General features: G+C 64.6%; 7 protein-coding genes. 2 read left to right on the top strand and 5 right to left on the bottom strand.

Translation table 11 applies throughout. The features are described 5' to 3' along the window. Nucleotides 1–354 precede the first annotated feature (354 nt). Nucleotides 355–8997, bottom strand: a complete 8643-nt coding sequence (locus F816_RS0101960) for a GH36-type glycosyl hydrolase domain-containing protein (RefSeq protein WP_019593315.1) — start codon at nt 8995–8997, stop codon at nt 355–357. Nucleotides 8998–9813: 816 nt separating this feature from the next. Here F816_RS0101960 and F816_RS0101955 point away from each other — a divergent pair. Next, nucleotides 9814–12441 carry a PAS domain-containing sensor histidine kinase gene (locus tag F816_RS0101955; protein ID WP_019593314.1) on the top strand — a complete coding sequence of 876 codons (2628 nt, stop codon included), beginning with the start codon at nt 9814–9816 and terminating at the stop codon, nt 12439–12441. A 113-nt stretch (nt 12442–12554) separates the two neighbouring features. On the opposite strand, the gene F816_RS0101950 is transcribed toward F816_RS0101955, so the two are convergent. From F816_RS0101950 to F816_RS0101935, 4 genes are all read right to left on the bottom strand, one after another. Further along, a complete protein-coding gene (locus F816_RS0101950) occupies nt 12555–14294 on the bottom strand; it encodes an EAL domain-containing protein (protein ID WP_019593313.1) in 1740 nt (579 codons plus the stop codon). A 381-nt stretch (nt 14295–14675) separates the two neighbouring features. Next, a complete protein-coding gene (locus F816_RS0101945) occupies nt 14676–15182 on the bottom strand; it encodes a transposase (RefSeq protein WP_019593312.1) in 507 nt (168 codons plus the stop codon). A 46-nt stretch (nt 15183–15228) separates the two neighbouring features. Continuing rightward, on the bottom strand, nt 15229–16599 hold the full coding sequence (locus tag F816_RS0101940; RefSeq protein WP_019593311.1) for an ATP-binding protein: 1371 nt from the start codon (nt 16597–16599) through the stop codon (nt 15229–15231). Further along, nucleotides 16599–18293 (bottom strand): EAL domain-containing protein, encoded by a 1695-nt coding sequence (locus tag F816_RS0101935; RefSeq protein WP_231363377.1) that lies wholly within the window; start codon nt 18291–18293, stop codon nt 16599–16601. Before F816_RS0101935 ends, F816_RS0101940 begins: the two co-directional genes overlap by 1 nt. Nucleotides 18294–18609: 316 nt before the next feature. Between F816_RS0101935 and F816_RS0101930 the strand changes: the two genes are divergently transcribed. Next, complete coding sequence (locus F816_RS0101930) at nt 18610–19560, top strand: response regulator (protein WP_231363376.1); 951 nt, start codon at nt 18610–18612, stop codon at nt 19558–19560. Nucleotides 19561–19648: the final 88 nt, after the last annotated feature.

Here is a 19648-nt window from a genome sequence, read left to right as displayed (position 1 = left end):
CTCCGCCGCGCGCCGCAATGCGTTCTTGGTCTGGTACTCATCCCTCATCTGGTACTCAAGCCTCATGGTATCGTCCCTGTCGCATTCGATGCTCGGCACACCTCGTGGCCGCCTGCGTGTACCCCCAGGTGTAAAGATTCATCACAAACGATTCGACCGGACGCATGACGATGGCAGGGCGGCGCGGTGTCCGCGCGGGGTCGAACGCTCATGCTCAACCCTGGCACCGACCCTCCAGGGGGTCTGTGCGCTAGCGAACACGCGGCCGGTTCAATGGGTGTTGCCATCCCTCCGGGCCGATGGGCCGGGCCGTGTGGGCCATGTGGCCACGGTCGCTGGTGGGTGGGGGCGTGATCACGCCTTGGTAACAAGATGGAGTTCGACATGATGCTCCTGGTGGTCGTCCACCAATGGGATGCGTGAATCCGGGCACTCGACACCGTCCACCGTCATGCGCGTCGCCTGACCTTCAGGTTCCCCGGTCGGCCGGATGGTGATGTGGTAGACGGTCTCGCGGTAGCGGTAGTGGATGCGGTAGGCGTCCCAGTCCGCAGGGATGCGGGGCGCGATGCGCAGATGGTCGGCTTCCAGGTGCAGGCCCAGCAGGGTCTCGACCGTCAGCCGGTACATCCAGCCGGCCGCCCCGGTGTACCAGGTCCATCCGCCGCGGCCGGTGTGCGGTGGGGCGCCGTAGATATCCGCGCACATCACGTAGGGCTCGACCCGGTAGCGTTCGATCGCCTCCGGGGTGCTGCCCTGGTGGATGGGATTGAGCATGGCGAAGAACTCCCAGGCGCGTTCCGTGTCGCCCATCCTGGCGAATGCCATCGTGGTCCAGATGGCGGCATGGGTGTACTGGCCGCCGTTCTCGCGCACACCGGGTATATAGCCCTTGATGTACCCCGGTTCCAGGTCGGAGTGGTCGAAGGGCGGGTCGAGCAGCTGGATGATCCGCGCGTCGCGTCGCACCAGGCGCGTGTCCACCGCCGCCATGGCCTGGCGGGCGCGCAGCGGGTCGCCACCCCCGGAGAGGATCGCCCAGCTCTGGCTGATCGAATCGATCTGGCACTCTTCGTTGCTGGATGAACCCAGGGGAGTCCCATCGTCGAACCAGGCGCGCCGGTACCAGGCACCGTCCCAGGCTTCGGCTTCGATGTTGTCGCGAAGTGCTTCGGCCTGCGCGGTGCACAACTCGGCAAAGTCCGCGTCGCCGTGCTTGCGCGCGAGGTCGGCGAATTGCTCAAGGTTCTCGAACAGGAACCACGCGAGCCATACGCTCTCGCCCTTGCCCGCGTTGCCGACCAGATTCATGCCGTCGTTCCAGTCGCCGCAACCCATCAGCGGCAGGTGGTGCACGCCGAAACGCAGGCCGTGCCGAAGGGCGCGCACGCAGTGTTCATAGAGGCTGGCCGATTCCGACGAGGTCTGCGGCTGGTCGTAGTAGGCCTCCTCGTCCGCATGGAGTTCGCGGCCCTCCAGGAACGCGATGGACTCGTCGAGCACGCCGCTGTCCCCGGTGGCTGCCACGTAGCGACAGGCGGCATAGGGCAGCCACAGGTAATCGTCGGAGAACCGGGTGCGCACGCCCTGGCCGTTGGGCGGGTGCCACCAGTGCTGCACGTCGCCCTGCGGGAACTGGCGTCCCGCACAGCGAAGCAGCTGTTCGCGGGCCAGCCAGGGCGTGGCATGGACGAGCGCCATGGTGTCCTGCAACTGATCCCGGAACCCGTAGGCACCGCCGGACTGGTAATAGCCGCTGCGGCCCCACAGCCGGCACGATATCGTCTGATACACCAGCCAGCCGTTGGCCAGCACGTTCAGGGCGGGGTCGGGCGTGTCCACATGCACCGCACCCAGTGTGTGATTCCAGTATTCCCAGACCGCTTCGAGTGCGTGGCGTGCGCCGGCGCGTCCGCCGAATCGCTGGATGTACTGGCGCGCCTCGTCGGCGTTGGCGGCCGCACCGAAGACGAACACGATCTCTTGTTCCTCTCCTGCAGCCAGTTCGATCCGGGTCTGGAGCGCGGCGCACGGGTCGAGGCCGGGCCCGGTCTTGCCGGACAGCCGCTTACGGCGCATCGACTCCGGGCTGGCCAGCGAGCGGTTGCGGCCAATGAATTCGTTGCGACTCCCGCTGATCCAGCGCTCGCGCCCACCGACATGGGCAAATACCACCCGGTTGGCGCATTCGCGGCCATAGGCATTGCGGGCCAGCAGCGCCCCGGTTTGCGCATCGGCTTCGGTGACGATGTGCATCATGTTCGCGTGCCGCCACTCGCCGAGCACCAGTTCCCAATACCCGGTCAGCGACAGGCTGCGTGGCCGCTGCGATGTGTTGCTCAGTTTGACCCGCACGATCTTCACCGGAGCGTCCATGGCGACGTAGGTATACAGCTCCGAGGTGATCTCCGATTCGGTGTGCTCGAACACGCTGTAGCCAAACCCGTGCCGGCATACGTAGCCGGATTGGCCGCGGGCTGGCAGCGGCGTGGGTGACCAGAACATGCCGGTCTCCTCGTCGCGGATGTAGAAGGCCTCGCCGCTGGCGTCGGAGAGCGGATCGTTGTGCCAGGTGGTGAGGCGGAACTCGTGCGCGTTCTCGACCCAGGTGTAGGCACTGCCGCTCTCGCTGACGACCGTGCCAATGTGGGGGCTGGCGATGACGTTGACCCACGGCGCCGGGGTCGTCTGGCCGGGCTCCAGGGTGACCACGTATTCATGCCCGTCGGGGGTGAAGCCGCCCAGCCCGTTGCTGAATACCCGCTCGCGTGGCGCCAGCGGATGAATCGCTTCGGGGGTGGCGGACTTGGCGGGTTCCAGCAGGTCGGAGGCACGCGTTGCGGTCACGCGCCGGTCCACCGATCGGCCCGGCTTCGAGCGGCGCCGATCCACCGATCGTCCCTTGTTCGAGACCCGCCGATCCAGCGACTTGGCCGACAGCCTCCGGTCCATCTCTTCGCTCAGGTTCTTGGCCGTGTCGCTGAAGACGATCCGCGCCACCGTCTGCAGCAGAACCCGTTCGTCCTCGGTCAGTTCTTCGGCACGCCGTACGAAGACGCCGCCGGGGTGGTCGACGACCTGTGCCTCGGGTCCGGCGTGGATCAGCCCCATGATTTGATCCTGGAGCAGGGCGCGGTAGCCGGAGAAGTCCTCGTTCACGATCACCAGGTCCGCGGCCAGGCCCTTCAGACGCCAGTAGGTGTGGGCCTGCAGGATCTGCCTGACCAGGCCGATGCGATCCAGGTTGCGGATGTGCAACAGGACAATGGGCAGGTCCCCCGAAATGCCGAAGCGCCACAGCCCGGACTGGCCCAGCCGGTTGCGCGCGATGGTGGCGGGCTCGGTGCGGCGCAGGGCGTTGCCGTAGACGACGGAACTGGCCAGGCGACCGAAGAGCTGGGCATCGACTTCGGTGGCATTGATGTGGCGCAGCACTTCCTGGCTCTGGAACCAGGCCATCTCGAATGCCCGCTCGACAAAGTAGCGGTCGCAATACTTTTCCAGCAGGGCGAGTGCGGTCTCGCGGGTGTCCACGGCTCCGGAGATGATCTGCACGCTGGCCGACTCGTCGGGCGCCAGGGTCAGGGTGCGGCGGATCGCGACCACGGGGTCGAGCACCGGCCCATCCGTATTGGAAAGGGTCGCTTCGCTTTCCGGGTTGTCGAGCACCAGCGGGTTGGCGGCGCTGCGCCCGCGGCCGATGAAGCGGGCACGGTCGGTCTCGTAGGAGGGTTCGTCGGTTGTCGCACCCGGGGCCGCCATCAGGTGGAACATCCAGGGCACTTGTTCGCCCGGCGTGCGTGGGCGCCGCGTGCAGAGGATCGCCTGGCGCTCCGGCAGGATCTCGGTCTGCACGAACAGATTGCTGAACGAGCGGTGCGCGAGGTCGTTGTTCAACGGCGCCAGCACCACCTCCGCGTAGCTGGTCACCTCGATGTGGCGGGTACTGGACGACTGGTTGGTGAGGGTGACGCGGCGGATCTCGACATCGTCCTCGGGCGATACACAGATCTCGGTGTGGGCCTCGATGGCGTGGTCGCGGCGGCGGTATTCCGCCCGCCCCTGGACGAAGATCGCCTCGTAGTGGTCGGCCCGGCGCAGGGTGGGCTGGTGGGCCGTCGACCAGTAGGTGCCGCTGTCGCGGTCGCGCAGGTAGATGAACGTGCCCCAGCCATCGGTAGTGGCATCCTCGCGCCAGCGGGTGACGGCGAGATCGCGCCAGCGGCTGGCGCTGCCGCCGGCATGGGTTGCCACGACGTGGTAACGGCCGTTCGAGAGCAGATGAACCTCGGGCATCGGCGTGTCCGGGTCGGTGAATACGCGCATGATCGAACCGGTGTCCGCGCCGGAGGGGCGCGCGGCGGCACTGACCTCCGCGGCGTGCGGGTGCACGGTGGCGCCTTTCTTCGGCACCCGTTCCTGGAGCAGCAATTCGGTCGCCCGCACCAGCGGATCGGACATGAAACGGCGCTGCATCGGCTGGTCGAGAAGGACATGGGCAAAGGCGAGCAGGCTCATGCCCTGGTGATGCGCCATGAAGGAGCGCACGACGGCATGCGGATTGCCGTGCGGCACCCGGGTCGCCGTATAGTCGATTGCTTCGTAGAAGCCGTAGGCGCCAAGGAACCCCTGATCCGCCAGCTTCTGGAGGTTACGGCAGGCGTCCTGCGGTGCCACGGTCAGGGCCAGGGCGCTGGCGTAGGGTGCGATCACCAGGTCATCGCCCAGCCCCCGCTTCAAGCCGAGGCCGGGTACGCCGAAGGCGCGGTACTGGTACACCTGATGGAGATCCGTGGCGCTGTAACAGGACTCGGATATACCCCAGGGGACTGCCCGTTGACGGCCGTACTCGATCTGGCGCGCCACGGCCGCCTTCCCGGTCTGGTCCAGCAGGGTATGGGCGTAGCTCGGCATGATGAGCTGCGGCATCAAGTATTCGAACATCGAGCCGCTCCACGAGATCAGGCTGACGTCCCCTCCATGGCGGGTCAGCAGGCGGCCGAGCGTGAACCAGTGCGTCTGCGGCACCTGCCCCTGTGCGATGAGCAGGAAACTGGCCAGGCGGGCCTCCGATGCCAGCAGGTCGTAGCAGGATGGGTCACGCCGCCGTTCGGTCACGTCGTAGCCGATGGCCAGCAGGTCGCGCGGCACGTCGTAGAGAAATTCGAAATCCATCGTCGCCAGTGCGCCGCAACGTCCGATCAGGTCATCGATGCGATCGATCTGTTCCCGGGCGGCGCCACCTCCGGAATCCGCCCGGGCCAGTTCTGCCAGCGTGGGGAGGCCGTTGTCCGGCCACGTGGCGGGAACCAGCGTTGCGAACTCTTCCTGAAGGGCCTGGGCCTGGCGCTGGAATGCCTGCGTCCAGGCCTCCAGTTCAGGGTCGAGCTCGGTACCTGGCGGCGACTCCTCGCGGAGCATGCCTCCGAGGCGGTGAAGCTCGCCGAGCGCGCGGGTGGCGGCCTCCAGGGTCTGCGGGGGGCCGTTCAGGATCAGGGTGCGCAGGGTCTCCTGCAGCCGGCCGACGGTTTTCGTCAACTCGGGCGCGGAAGCAGGGGGCAAGTGTTCGGCGAGCACCTCCAGGGTGTCCTGTAGGCCCTGCCACGCGTTCTGGGTCAGTATCGGTTGGTGCTTCAGTTCCTCCAGGCCGGCTTGCAGGGTCAGCAGGCTGCCGGCCAGGTTACCGCTGTCCACCGACGATACGTATTGCGGCTGGAGGGGTTGCAGCGTGCGGGTGTCGTACCAGTTGTAGAAATGCCCGCGATAGCGTTCCAGCTGCTCCATCGAGCCCAGGGTATTGCCGATGCGCTCCAGGCATTCCCCGGTCGTGAGATAGCCGAAATCGACCGCCGCCAGATCGGCCAGTAGCGCCATGCCCATGTTGGTCGGGGAGGTCCGCGTGGCGATGGCCGGGGCAGGGGATTCCTGGAAATTGTCGGGTGGGAGCCAGTGGTCTTCGGGGCCGACGAAGTCCAGGAAGTAACGCCAGGTGCGTCGGGCCACGGCCCGCAGGAAGGCGCGCTGATCGGCGCTCAGGTCCGGAGTGGAAACGCTCAGCGGCCGGCTGATCCACCAGCCGATCACCGGCGAGACCAGCCACAGCAGCAGGATCGGGGCGGCAGCAAGCCAGACCGCCGCCGGGCTGCTGGTTAGAGCCAGTAGCACGCCTAGCACGACGGCAAGGCCGGGTGCGATCGCCATCTCCCGGAAAAAGCCGGCCGGCGTCTGGAGGGCATTGCGGCGCGCGTACGATGGCAGGTACCACAGCAGCAGACCGCTGCGCGTGTACAGCATGCGGATGCCCGAGTGCAGGATCGCACCCACGCTGATCCGTGCGTCGTAGGGCAGGAAGGCCAGGGTGAGCAGGGCGAGCAGCAGGGGCCGGTCGGTCGACCGTCCGGTCAGGTTCAAGTGCGGCGCCCAGTCGCGTCCGGTTGGCTTGTCGATCAGCTCGATGATGCTGGACAGTAGGGTGGGCAGGAGCACCACGGCCACGACCAGCAGAGTCCACAGCCACGCCGGTCCCAGCAGCCAGCCCCCTGCAAGCAGGAGCACAAGCGCGGGCGCGACCAGGCTGCGCCGCAGGTTGTCGAACAGTTTCCAGCGCGACAGGGCCGAGAGCGGGTTTGGCTGGCGCGGTCCCATGGATCCATCCGGGCCGGGCGGCCCGGGTACCCGCGGGCGCAGCCAGCCTGCCAGTTGCCAGTCGCCGCGTATCCAGCGATGGCGCCGACTGGCCTCGATGGCAACACTGGCCGGGTGTTCCTCGATCAGTTCGATATCGGTCACCAGGGCCGACCGCGCATAGCCACTTTCGAGCAGGTCGTGACTGAGAATCAGGTTCTCTGGAAAGCGTCCGTCGACGGCCTGGCGGAACGCATCCACGTCATAGATGCCCTTGCCGATAAACGAGCCTTCGCAGAAGACATCCTGGTAGACGTCCGACACTTCGCGGGTATACGGGTCGAGGCCGGACTCACCGGCAAACAACCGGCTGAAGTGCGACTGCTCGGCGCTGGTCAGGCTGATCGTCGCGCGTGGCTGGAGGATCGCATAGCCTTCCACCACGCGGCCGTTGTCGGGGTCGTAGACCGGGCGGTTGAGCGGATGCGCCAGATTGCCGATCAGGGCGCGGGCGGCGTCGCGCGGTAGCTGTGTATCGGTATCCAGGGTGATGACGTACTGGATCGACGCAAGCACGGACGGATCGCCAACAAGGTCGGAGAAGGCGGTCAGGGCTTCGCCTCGCAGCCGCGCATTGAACTGCTCCAGCTTGCCGCGCTTGCGCTCATGGCCCATCCAACGCTGCTCGAACGGATTCCACACCCGGGGCCGGTGGAACCAGTAAAAGATACAGGGGCGGTCGTCGCTGTAGGTCTGGTTGAGTTGTTCGACTGCACTGCGCGCATGGGCGAGCAGGGCCTCGTCCCCGGGCATGATTTGTTCGGGCGCGTCGCGGAAGTCCGTCAGCAGGGCGAAGAACAGGTTGGGATCCCGATTCCCGAGATAGCGGATCTCCATGGCTTCGAGCAGGTCATCGACGTCCTGCGGACTCGCCAGCAGGGTGGGTACGACCACCATGGTGCGATGGCGGTCGGGAATCCCGTGGGAAAAATCCATGCGGGGCAAGGCCCGTGGTGGCAGAACGCGCGTGTACAGCAGGTTCACCAGGGCGATCGCCAGCGCCGAGGCGGCGATCAGGAGGGGCAGCGCAAGCAGCCAGTTCCACCCGGAACCGTCGCCGAAGAAGCCTCCAGGGGATGCCGCAACCCCTGCGATGACGAGCGTGAGCAACCAAATGGGCCCCAGATACAGGGGCAGGCTGTGTTCCCGGAACACCACGCGGATGCGGGATCTCCACGAGGGCCGATAGCCCACTGCATGCTCCAGGTCCGGACGTCCCCGGTCGACCAGGTAGTAGCCCACATGCACACCGCGGTCGCGATGGTTCCGGTGTGTGGCTGCCGCTTGCGCCAGACCGATGGCTTCGTGCGCGACGGTCGGTTCGCTGCGGCCGCTGTGGCGCGCCACTTCCTCGATGACGTGGCGGTACCGGTCGCGGGTCGCGAAGTCCTGGTCGGCGTAGCTGCCCATCGGATCCTCGCTCAGAATCCGCTCCACCACGCTGAGTGACTCGACATACTGCTTCCAGTCCATCGAGGAGATGAACCGCAGGCTACCGATGCAGTTGGCGATGGAAATCTGGTTGGCTGCCGCCGTGCGTCCATACGCCTCGGACAATCCGCTCGTGGTGACCCCCTGTTCCTGCAACCGTTGCTCGACCCAGGTCTGCACGAAGGCCATGGCCGGCCCCTGCGCCTGGAGCCGCCCGTAGAACTCCTCCACGAACGGCGCCGTCAGCGGTACATCGGCACTGGCAAACTCGGCCAGCAACTGGATCAGCTGCGCGGGTTCGCGTTCGGCGGCCGCGAGCATGCGGTCCGCCCAGGTGATGGCCGCGTCACGCTCCACGCGGCGCTGGGCGATGCGTACCCCGACGCGGCGCAGGTTCTCCAGCAAGGCCAGCTGGAGCATGATCGGGAATGCCCACAGTTCACCCAGTTTCAGGGGCTCGACGGTTTGATAGGCGGCGATCATCTCGGTGGCGTTGTCGCGATCGACCCGCCCATCCATGTGCGAGATCAGTCCCAGCGCCAGGTCGTAGATGCGCGGGAAGCCGGCCGACGGGCCATCGGCCAGGTGCGGAAGCTGCCGACTGTAGCCGTCCGGAAGATGCCGTCGCGCCATCGCGATCTGCTGCTCGATCAGGTAGAAGTTGTCGAGCAGCCACGCCTCGTCCGGCACGATTCGCTGGCCCGGTACTTCGGTACGGGTGGCGGTGACGACGTCGTAGGCCGCGATCAGGACCCGTTCATTGTCCGCCAGGCGCGGCAGCAGCCGGTCCGGTCCGGGGCGGGGATCGATACGGTGCTGCCCGGCCAGCGTGACCGCATGCCGTTTGAGCTGCTCGACGCTCAGAAGCTCCGAACGCAGCAACTCGGTGTCGCGGTCGTGGCGAAGCGCCTCGCGCGTACGCGAGGAAGATCCGAACGCCTTGATGTCGATGACCTTCTCCTTGTCCGGACGCAGGCGGGTCAGGGCCGGGCTGGCCTACCCCGTCGTAGGCAACGGTTTCAGTCTTGCACCTTGCGTCAGCGCGGTATGTTCGCCAGCGCACAGTGGGGTTCGCGCAAATCTGATCCAGGGGGAAGCCGAGGGCGCCAGCCTGGCGACGGAACAGGGATCGAGTGGGGCTCGGCTGGAGTGGTCGGATCAGGCCTGGACCGAGCACGGAGTCGCCCGCGCCTGGGGAGGCAGGGGCGGGGATCCCAGCACGGCTGGTGGTACGGAGGGTGTCCCGAATGGTGGGTGCGGCAGAGTGCTCTCAGGTGCTGAACGCTATGGGCTTGGGCATGAGATGGGCCTGATGCATTGGTCGGCGACGCACTTGGCAAAGGAGGCGAAGTGGTTTCGACCACGCGCCCCACATGTCTGACGTGGCGCCTTCTTCATCTGGCCCCGCATCCGGTCGGCGACCCGCCGGAGGTGGGGTTTAGCCTGGGGCCTGACCTGCCTGACACTCGATCGGCTCGGCTGGAACTCGCAGCGACAAGAAAGCCCCTTGCAAACGGCCCGAGGAAACGGGGTCGAGCTCAAGCCAAGTATCATCAGCGACTTCAGAGGCCCGCTCGCGCGGCGCGATCCAAACCAACGAGTTTCCGAAAATCCGGGGCGGTTGAGAAACCCGGGGCGGTTCATCCGCGGGGGTGCTCGTTGGTCAATACGTATTTGGCTTGAAGGTAGTGGGACGCTATGACGAACATGGAGGCTTCAGAGCCGCGGAGCTGGGTCCTGGCCGTGACGGTGTATTCCGGCATGGGGCTCATCCTGGCGACCGAGTTGGTGACGCAGCTGGGCTTTGCGCACGGATTTCTCTACATACCGCTGGTTGTTATGGCCTTCTATGCCGGTGGTGGTCGCTTTCTGGCATTGGTGACCGCATTGGTGGTTGCGGCGATCTGGGTCGGATTCTTGTTGTCGCCCTCCGCGCCAGAAGGGTTTCCGTTGGGGTACGTGCTGGCGAACCGGCTGGGGGCAACGGCCGCTGTGCTGGCGGTGTTCTTTGTCTTTTACTACCACCAGTCGGTCTTTGAGCAGGAGCGCAGGCGGCTGGAATGCCTGCGCGAGGAGCGAGCGCACTACGAACAGATTGTGGATTTGATGCCGATCCAGGTCTGGACATCAAGGCCTGATGGTGAGCTGGATTATATTGGGGGCCAGTTTGCGCAATTTTCCGGGGCCACCAAGGAGGGGTTTCTGAGCGCTTGGCGCGATACGCTCCATCCGGACGATCGCGCCCCGACGCTCGAGCATTGGGGGCGGTCGATGGCGACTGGAGAGCCCTATATGCGCGAGGTGCGGCTTCGTCGCGCCGATGGAAAATACATCTGGCATCTCGCCCAGGCGCTCCCGGTGAAGTCGGCGGATGGCGCTATCCAACGATGGGTGGGTTTGGCTATAGACATCACTGGGCTGCGGCAATTACGCGAGGAGGCGAAGGCGCTTGATCTTCGCCTGCAGGACACCGTGGAGAGCATCACGGACGCTTTCTTTACTGTGAACGGGGAATACTGGCTAACTTACGCCAATTTCAAGGCAAGGAGCTTGCTCGGGTTACCGGGCGGCCCGGAAGAAGCCTCCTCCATTTGGGGTAAGGGACGGTTTTCGCCCAGCGACCCGTTTGGAATGCAGTTCCGTCGGGCAATGCGGCGAGGAGAGGCGGTCACTTTTCAGGCCCATTTCGAACCCCGCGGTGTGTGTCTTGATGTGCGGATCTACCCGTTGCCCGACGGTCTGACCGTATACCTTCTGGATGTGACCGAGGAGCGCAAGCAACAGCAGGAGCTCAAGCTGCTGCGCGCGGCCATTTCGCGCATCAACGACATTGTCCTGATCACGGAAGCCGAGCCGATTGAGTATCCGGGGCCACGGATCATCTTTGCCAACGAGGCGTTCGAGCGACGCACTGGGTACACGCTCGACGAAGCGATTGGGAATACGCCGCGCATGCTCCAGGGACCGGGGACGCAGCCCGCAGAACTTCGCAGGATTCGGCGGGCCCTGGAGCAGTGGCGTCCGGTGCGGGCCGAGCTCCTGAACTACACCAAGAGCGGCGAGGAGTTGTGGTTGGAGCTGGATATTGTCCCCTTAGCCGACGAGACGGGATGGTTTACCCACTGGGTGTCGGTCGAGCGCGATGTCACGGCAAAGCGGGCGATGGAACGCGAGCTGATGAACGCGCAGCGCATGGAGGCGACGGGCCGCCTGACTGGTGGCCTGGCGCATGATTTCAATAATCTATTGACCGTGATCCTGGGCAACGTCGACCGGCTCGAAGAGCATGTGACCAGAGGATCGCAACCGGCTCGGCTGCTGCGGGTCATCGAGCAGGCCGCGGAACGAGGCCGGAACCTCACGCAAAGCCTGCTGGCCTTTGCCCGACGCCAGACCTTGATGCCCGAGAGGCTGAATTTCCAGGATCTTCTCGAAGAGATGCGGCCGATTCTCGAGGCCTCGCTCGGGCAGCGGAGCCGACTGGTCACCCTGATCCCGGATGAAGCAGTCCTGCCGGTGCATATGGATCGAAGTCAGCTGGAGAGTGCCCTGCTGAACCTCGCCTTCAATGCTGCCGATGCGATGCCGGAAGGGGGCGTGCTGGAGATCGGTATGCGCAACGCGGACGGTGACGCTGCTGTGGGTGCGCTCGACGCTGACGCAGGCGACGGCGTCAGCGATTTCCTGCTGGTGACGGTCCGGGATACGGGCACCGGAATGTATCCGGACGAGCTGGACCGTATCTTCGAGCCGTTCTTTAGTGGCAAGGCGACGGGGCAGGGCAGCGGCCTGGGTCTGAGTATGGTGTTCGGTTTCCTCCAGCAGTCGGGTGGGTCGATTCACGTCGACTCCGAGCCGGGGTCGGGGACCACCTTTACGTTGTTATTGCCCGCCTCGAGCGAACCGGCCGACTCGTATGTAGAACCCGTACCGGACGTGTTGGAGAAGGGTTGGGGACAGGTCATCCTGATCGTCGAGGATCACCCCGAGATCCAGGAACTGGTGGCGGGGATTCTCCGTGAGGCGGGCTTTCAGACGCGCGAAGCTGACGATGCCGACACGGCGATCGAGATTCTTCGCAGCGATGCGCAGCTCGACCTGCTGCTGTGCGATGTGGTGCTGCCCGGCTGTTTGTCGGGAACCGATGTGGTCGCGCAGGCCTGCGAGGTGCGACCGGACCTGCCCATCGTCATGGCGTCCGGCTACACCGGTGACGAGCCGATGGTGGGCAATCCGTCCGGAAGCTCTGCACCGGTGCTTCGCAAGCCCTATCGCAAGGCACAGCTCCTGACCGCCATCCATCAGGCGCTGCACAAAGGGGTCTGAGCAGTGGGCGAGCCGCAGTCATCGGTGAGCGAGTCCCGCTGCTGATGGGATTTGAATGCCGCGGGCGCGACAGCGGAGGCGCGCTCTCCGTTCTGGCCGTCTCAATCTGATGACTAGGCTGGATCCAGTTCCGTTTCTTCGTTCCCGGGCGCACAGGTGGCCGTAAGCGGCTTGATCTGCGAGAAGTGGACCTCCATCAGGCTGTCCACCTGGGTATGTTCGACCGGCTTGCCGAGCAGTGGACCCTGGAGTTCGTCGCAGCCCAGATGCACGAATTCGGCGAGTTGCGTGGAATTCTCGATTCCGGCGCCAATCACCGAGAGTCCCAGGTCGTGCGCCATCCGCACGATGGCTTGGATGGAGCGTGGGTCTTGCAGCTTACCGGAGGTGTAGCACAGGGCCTTTGCATCCAGCTTGATCGTGTCCAGCGGTAGGGTGCGCAAGTGGGTGAGCGGCACATGTTTGCCGTGGAAGCTATCTACAACACAGCGCATGCCGGAGGCGCGCAGATGGCGCAGATGCCGCAGTTGCCGACCTTTCAAGGACATCACGTAGCGTTCGTGGATCTGTAACCCCAGTTGCCCCAGGGATAGGTCATGGGTCCGCAGCTGCCGCGCCACCTCTCCAAAGAAGGTGTGGTCATGCAGCATGTGAGGGTGCAGGTCCAGATAAACGACGGGTTCGTATCCCTGGGCTTTCCACTCGGCCAGGCGTTCCACAACGTCCTCGACTACCCAGCGGGCAAAATGCTGGATCATGCCCGCGTGTTCGATCAGGGGCAGGAAACGGCTGGGCGGGACGAGTCCCCGGATGGGATGGTTCCAGCGGGGCAAGGCCTCGAGCTTGAGGAACTTGCGGCTGCGTAACTCGAGGACCGGTTGATAGACGACCTGGATTTCCTCGTCCTCGATGGCCTTGGCGATCTCGCCCAGCAGTTGCGTGTCGCCGTGCCAAGAAGGGGCGGGGCCACCGGAGTTCAGATCGCCCTCGGCCGTAAGGGCATCGCGCGCACGCGCCAGCAGGCGGCTTGCGGCGTCGCTCATGTTGGAGAGCGGGGCGGGCGTATCGCCCATGCCGGGGCTCGCTGCGAGTGGTTCCATGCGTTGGCTGATCGTGCTTGAGACCAGCTCGGTATGGATTTCGAGGCCATCAATCTGGAGCGGGGTCTCGCGCACCGAGCGCAGTCGCTCGGTCTGTTCGGCGGGGTTCCAGGGTGCATGCGAGCTGTTGACTACGGAGAGCGAGTCCGGGGCCGAACGACTAACAAAGGTTCCGGCGGGCATCACGAGGCGGATGCGCTCCGCCAAAACCTGCATGACTTCACTCATGCGGCGCGTCCCGAAGCGTTGCTGCAACGCCTTGAAATTCGCTACCCGCACTTCGGTGACATTGGCGTACTGGTCGCGTCCGGTTGTGCTGCTCAGCAGAACTTCCACGTGTTTCTGCGCAGAGTCGTAATCGGGGTCGCCATTTTCCGGATTGAGCCCTCGCAGCAAGTTGACGCGGCCCTCGAGGTTACAGACCGCACAGGAGAGCATACTGACCAGCACCCCGATCACGGTCAGCCACGTGGAGCGGATGCCCCAATCCAGCCAGAGCCAGGCGTGTTCCGGCGCTAGGGTCAGGGCGGAATAGGGAACGATCAGCGCGGCCGCAACCAGAGCGGCGAAAAAGCCGCCGTAGATGCCAAACGCCAGGGCAGCGAGGATAACGGGGGCAAACAGGAAGAGCGTGAAGGTGCCCTGCTGGCTGTCGTCGACGTAGAGAAAGGCCAGACTACTGACGAACACCAGGACGACGAGCGCCGCCGACTCTTTCGGGTTGCGGCGCAGGGCATGGACGAGGTCGGTCATCCCCGAGAGGGAGGGGTTCCAGTCGCGCAGCCGCTGGACAGGGCGTAGCCAAGGCTTCATAGCTGACCTCCCGTCCCATGTGCGGTCGGCCACAGGGGCAAATCGACCCAAAGTGGAGGAAATAGGTGCTGTCGCGCGGCATGCCGGTGGGCATGGCGCTTCGTGCGCCATGCCGGCAGCCGACGCATCCCACAGGCCTGAGTGTGGTCTTCCGGCGGTCTGGGCCAGACATGGGTGCGGTGGATGGCGCGTTTCCTCGAGTCGCGGGTAGGCATGTCGAGTCTCCGTGTTTCCGAATGCTCGTCCTGCTTCCAGCATGTTGCCGCCGCAGCCAATCATCCAGGCATGTTTGTCCCAGTCTGGTGGTATGCCCTTGGCGCATTAGGCGCGGTCCATGGGGACGGAGATTTCCGGACGCGGGGAGAACGCGACGGGATCGCCCAGACCGGCTGCCACCGGGTCGCGCAAAAGGACCGGATCCTCGACTCGCCCGGGCTTGAGGGTCAGGCCGGCGGCTTGTAGCGTCTGGTTCACTCGATCATGCAGTGAGTCGAGCAGTCCAAGTCCGTCCAGGGTGTCTCTGAATTCGTTGATCCGTTTGCCTTCGACCGATGTTTCGGTCCCGCAGAAGGCACAGAAAAGGGGAATTTCGTACAGGGCTTCTTCGACTGCCGGGTCGGTATAGGTGAACCACTGTTGCAGGCAATGGATGCGCAGGTGGGTGTTCAGCCCGGACGGGAAGTCATTCTCGGTAACACCGGCATCGATCAGCTGCTGGATCAGTGTCTCCCACGGGAGCAGGCGTTCGATGCGGTCGAGAAAAAGCGCACGATGGGTCATGCAGGCCGGGTCATCGGTCAGCGGGCGGGGCCAAGTGAGCAAGGCCATCGGTTTGGGTTCCTCGAATGTTAGGAGACGGAGCGAAAGGGTATTTTTATGGTTGTGGATTGAGGGGCAGCGGTAGGTAAACCGAGACTCGGGCGCCCCCGCTCGTGGATGCCAGTTCGACATGGCCACCGCGGGCCTGTGCGATCCCCTGGACTAGCGTGAGGCCCAGTCCGAGGCCATGCTTCTTGGTCGTAAAGAACGGTTCGAACAGGCGCGCCGGAGGGCCCTCGGGGAGACCACAACCGGTGTCCTGGATCGCAAGCACCGCCCAGGGGGCACCGTCGTATGTCTCGCGGGACGTGGTGATCCAAATGGTGTCCTGTCCATTGCGCATGCGGGAACCGGGCTTTGTCTCCAGTGCATCGCGTGCATTGGTCAGGAGGTTGGCCACGATGTGTTCGACATCACCGCGTGCGGCGTGGACTGCGGGTAGCTCCGCGAACTGACACTGCACCCGGATGTCGCGCATCTCGAGTTGTTGCCCCATCAACGTGAGGACATGGTCAACCGCATGCCGCAACTGGATGGCTTGAAGGGCTGTCGCCTGCGGTCCGAATAACCGCAACAGGCGGATCAGTTCGGCCGTCCGCTCGGTCTGCTCCATGATCCGTTCGAGCCGTGCAAGGGCATAGGACGGTGGCTGACCGCCACCGGGTTTGCCCAAGAATTCCTGGGCATTGTCGGCCGCTAGCTGGATGACCTGAAGCGGCTGGTTGAACTCGTGCGTTAGTCCCTGTGCGATCTGGCCCATGGTGGCCATTCGAGCGTTTTCGAGCAGGCGTTGCTGATTGAGGCGGGCGCCCGTGACATCCAGGGCGAGCCCGGCGATGGTCCAGGGTCCGTCCGTTGTCTTGTCGCAAATGGCCAGTCGTTCGTGGATCCAGCGCAGGGTCCCGTCAGGCAGCTGGATGCGATAGTCGACTTCACAGCGCCCCTGTGCGCGCAGGGTTTCCAGGGCGCACTCGATGTTCGATGCGTCCTCTTCCACGGCCGTCCCGAACCAGTCGTCCGGAGGTTCGTTCAGACCGGTAAGGGTGGGATAGCCATCGCTGACGGAGTCCGCCCTGGGGCGACCCTGTTGCGGCAGGGTCCCGCTCCACAGGGCGAGGGGGGCGGGGAGTCCGGCCAGGCACGCCAGTTGATGGCATTGCATTGCCCCGGGTGTGGAAGGCTCATCGGCGGGCCCTGGCCTGTCACTCTCTCGCCCGGTGGTATTGGCGCACGTCACGTCGGAGCCCAGGAATCCGATCAGCCAGGCAGTGGCAAGCCCCGCGACCAGGCCCCCAAGCGCGAACCAGGGGCCTCCGGTCGATGGAGGTGAAGCCATGACGGTGTGGCCGGCCCAGGGGATCCCGAACATCACGATCGGGATCACAAGTACAAGCAGCAAGCCGATGCGTAGCAGGCGGGGTTTCATCAGTGGTGCAACGCCGCGGTGGTAGAGGATTGGCAGGTGTTTCGCGACGGCAAGCGTGCGCAGGCCTGTCTGAATGCCTTGCGGATCTGTTCTCGCGATACCGGTTTTTCAAGGTATTCGGCATGGTGCTCGCGGGCTTGATTGGCTGTCGTCTCGTTGCCATGCCCGGTCAGGATGATGGGAATGGGTGCGAGCTGACGGTCGAGAAAGACCGGGTGCTGGAGTAACTGCAGGCCGTTTCCGTCGGGTAGGTCGATGTCGATGAACATGACCGCCACATCGTCGATGTTTGCCAGTTGCCACTCGGCATCGCTGACGCTGGCCGCCAGCCAGCACGTAACGCCTTCGCCGGTAAGAATCGCGGACATCTCTTCGCGAATGTCGGGATCGTCGTCGACGATAAGGCACCAGGCGGATGGTTCGGGGGTCGTCTCTGCATGCGATGAAACGAGGGCCTCGGGTTCCAGGGAGACCTCCGTCGTGCGAATGGTCCGGTTCGGGGCGTCGCTGTTCGAGGTGGATTCCGTGTTTAGGGCGAAGTGATCGGCGCACTCCATGGCGTGCTCGATCGTCACTGGCTGCCCGAACAGGTATCCCTGTGCGACACCGAAGCCAAACAGCTGGGCCATCTCCAGCATGGCCTGGTCCTCGATGCCTTCGATGACACTCTCGATTGCCCGGTGGTTGCAAAGGATGGCGATATCCCGCAACAGGGCCTGACGGCGCCGGTCGCTTGTGGCGTTGCGGATGAACCAACTATCCACCTTGACTTCGGTCAAGGGCAATTGGGCGAGCCGTGTCAGACCTGCCGAGCCGGCACCGAAGTCATCTAGAGAGATCCCGAACCCCGCGATGCGTGCCCGGGCGAGACCCAGGCGTTGCTCGACGTTGAGTGACGGTGCGCTCTCGGTCAGTTCGATGGTTAGTGAATGAACGGGCAGTGCTGCATCGGTGCAAGCCCGAACCAGATCGCCCGGGAAGCGGGCGTGTCCAAAGATCGTTGCACCAGCGTTGACGGAAAAGCGCAGGTGAGCGCCAAACCGTTCTTGCAGGGCGGAGGCGTGGCGCAGGACCTGGCGGAAGATTTGTTCGAATACAGGCCATGCGAACTCTGGGTCATCCAGATAGGCCCCAAATGCCACGGGTGTCAGCGTTTGGCCGAGTTCCCAATGCTCCCAGCGGGCCAGGCTCTCGAATCCGAGCAAACGACCGCTGCGAAGACAGTATTGGGGTTGCAGATAGGGGATCAGCTGCCTCTGTGCGAGCCCTTCGGAGAATTCACGCCGTCCAATGGGGGTTGGGAGCTCGACCCCGGGGCGGGAACGAGGCTCTTGTTCCAGTTGGCGAAACAACGCGGTCAGGGATGCGCGCCGGATGGGCTTGCCGAGTGGGGCGAGCACGTCCAGCCCGAGTTCGGCCGCCACATCGCCCGCGGCACCCAGGATGTCCTCGTTGAGTCCGGACAGAAACGCCACCGCTGGTGCCACCGATTCCATCCGTGCGAGTTCGGGCAAGAGGGCGAGCCCGTCCCCTTCCGAGAGCTTCAGGTCGAGCAGGATCAGGTCGTAGCGAACCGTTCGCAGGCGGCGCCGTGCTTCCGCCAGATCGGGGGCTCCATGGGCCGCGATGCCATGATGGCTGGCGCTGGCGATCAGTTCCTCCCGAATCTCGCGCACGTCGTCCACAATCAGCATGAGTGGCGCGCTGGGGATCTTGGCAGGCTGCGTGTGGTCCACTGGCGTCATGCTGGGCCCCGGGGTCATTCCGACGATCGTTTCGTGTCGGCTCCAGCATACGGAACCAGCCGCCAAGCGGAAGCGAGCGACAGGGACACTTCTGCCAGAATGGGGCCATTGTGGCGATGCGATGAAAGGCATCTGTGGGAGACTGCTCCGCGCCGGTGCGCTCATTCGGTGCCTTTGCCCGACGAATCGAGGCAGGTGCTGCTCGTGGTGCCGATTAAGTGTCCTTCCAGAATGAAAGAAGTGGCTTTGACGAGCCGATGTGCTGATGATGCATTGGGCGCGCAGGTATAACACTTCAACCCGGCAATGGATAACGCTCCGCATGAACACGACGTCACTTCCCGAATCGGCGGTTGCCCCGATTGCGCTACTGGTCGATGACGACCCCGATGTCCTGGATGAACTTCAGGGCAGCCTGTCGCTTTCGGATATCCCGTGCGTTTCGGCGAGGGACGGACGTGAGGCACTGCGATGGCTGCAGGGACACCCCAGTATTCTGGTCGTTGTCGTGGACCTTCGGATGCCGGGCATGGATGGCTTCGCGCTTATCCGAGCCATCCATGACATCGCGGAGGATGGCGCGCGCCCTCGCATCGTCGTAATGAGCGGCCACCTGGATGCGGATGCGGCCGTGACGGCGCTGCGCCACGATGTTGAGGATGTGCTCAGCAAGCCGGTCAATCGGGAAGTCCTGCACGGAGCGGTCACCCGGGCGATCCGCCGGGCACGCGAAGAGCGCGAGAGAAGCGGCTTTGTAGATAATGTGTCGTCCGCGATGGAGCATTTGCGCAAACAGATGCGCGATATGGACCGCCAGTTGAAGGCGTTCGGGTCGACCAGCCACAGGCGCGGGGTTGGCTCGATGCAAGCGGACGAAATCGATCTGTCGGACGGCGAGATGCTGGAGCGTGTCGGAGAGGTGTTGGCCCTGCAGCGACGACGGCTACAGCATTTCCCATCCGATCTCTTTTCCGACCCGGCTTGGGACATGCTTCTCGATCTGGCCCATAACCACCTGACTGGCCATGCGACTTATGTCTCCAGCCTCGCGGTGGGCGCGCGAGTGCCGTTGACGACCACCTCCCGCTACCTGGATACCCTCGAGCGTCTCGGTCTGACGAGTCGGTATCCCGATCCAGGAGATCGCCGGCGAATGCGTGTCGCTTTGACGGACAAGGGCCTGGCCTCCATGCGCGCCTACCTGGCATCTCTCTGACGTGACTCTCCCTGGCATTGCAGCGTCATAGGGCGTTGTACGACGGGGGCTGGCGTGACCGGTTAAGAGGGGGTCACCGACACCTTGG

The organism is Thioalkalivibrio sp. ALM2T (assembly GCF_000381505.1).
GTDB lineage: Bacteria > Pseudomonadota > Gammaproteobacteria > Ectothiorhodospirales > Ectothiorhodospiraceae > Thioalkalivibrio > Thioalkalivibrio versutus.
Note: the sequence above shows the minus strand (reverse complement) of the source record. Positions and strands in the feature narration are given on the sequence as shown.

What these genes read in the sequence shown, in the direction of transcription:
- F816_RS0101955 (WP_019593314.1), top strand. Translation starts at nt 9,814, where the DNA reads ATGACGAACATGGAGGCTTCAGAGCCGCGGAGCTGGGTCCTGGCCGTG.
- F816_RS0101950 (WP_019593313.1), bottom strand. Translation starts at nt 14,294, where the DNA reads ATGACCGACCTCGTCCATGCCCTGCGCCGCAACCCGAAAGAGTCGGCG.
- F816_RS0101945 (WP_019593312.1), bottom strand. Translation starts at nt 15,182, where the DNA reads ATGGCCTTGCTCACTTGGCCCCGCCCGCTGACCGATGACCCGGCCTGC.
- F816_RS0101940 (WP_019593311.1), bottom strand. Translation starts at nt 16,599, where the DNA reads ATGAAACCCCGCCTGCTACGCATCGGCTTGCTGCTTGTACTTGTGATC.
- F816_RS0101935 (WP_231363377.1), bottom strand. Translation starts at nt 18,293, where the DNA reads ATGCTGATTGTGGACGACGTGCGCGAGATTCGGGAGGAACTGATCGCC.
- F816_RS0101930 (WP_231363376.1), top strand. Translation starts at nt 18,610, where the DNA reads ATGATGCATTGGGCGCGCAGGTATAACACTTCAACCCGGCAATGGATA.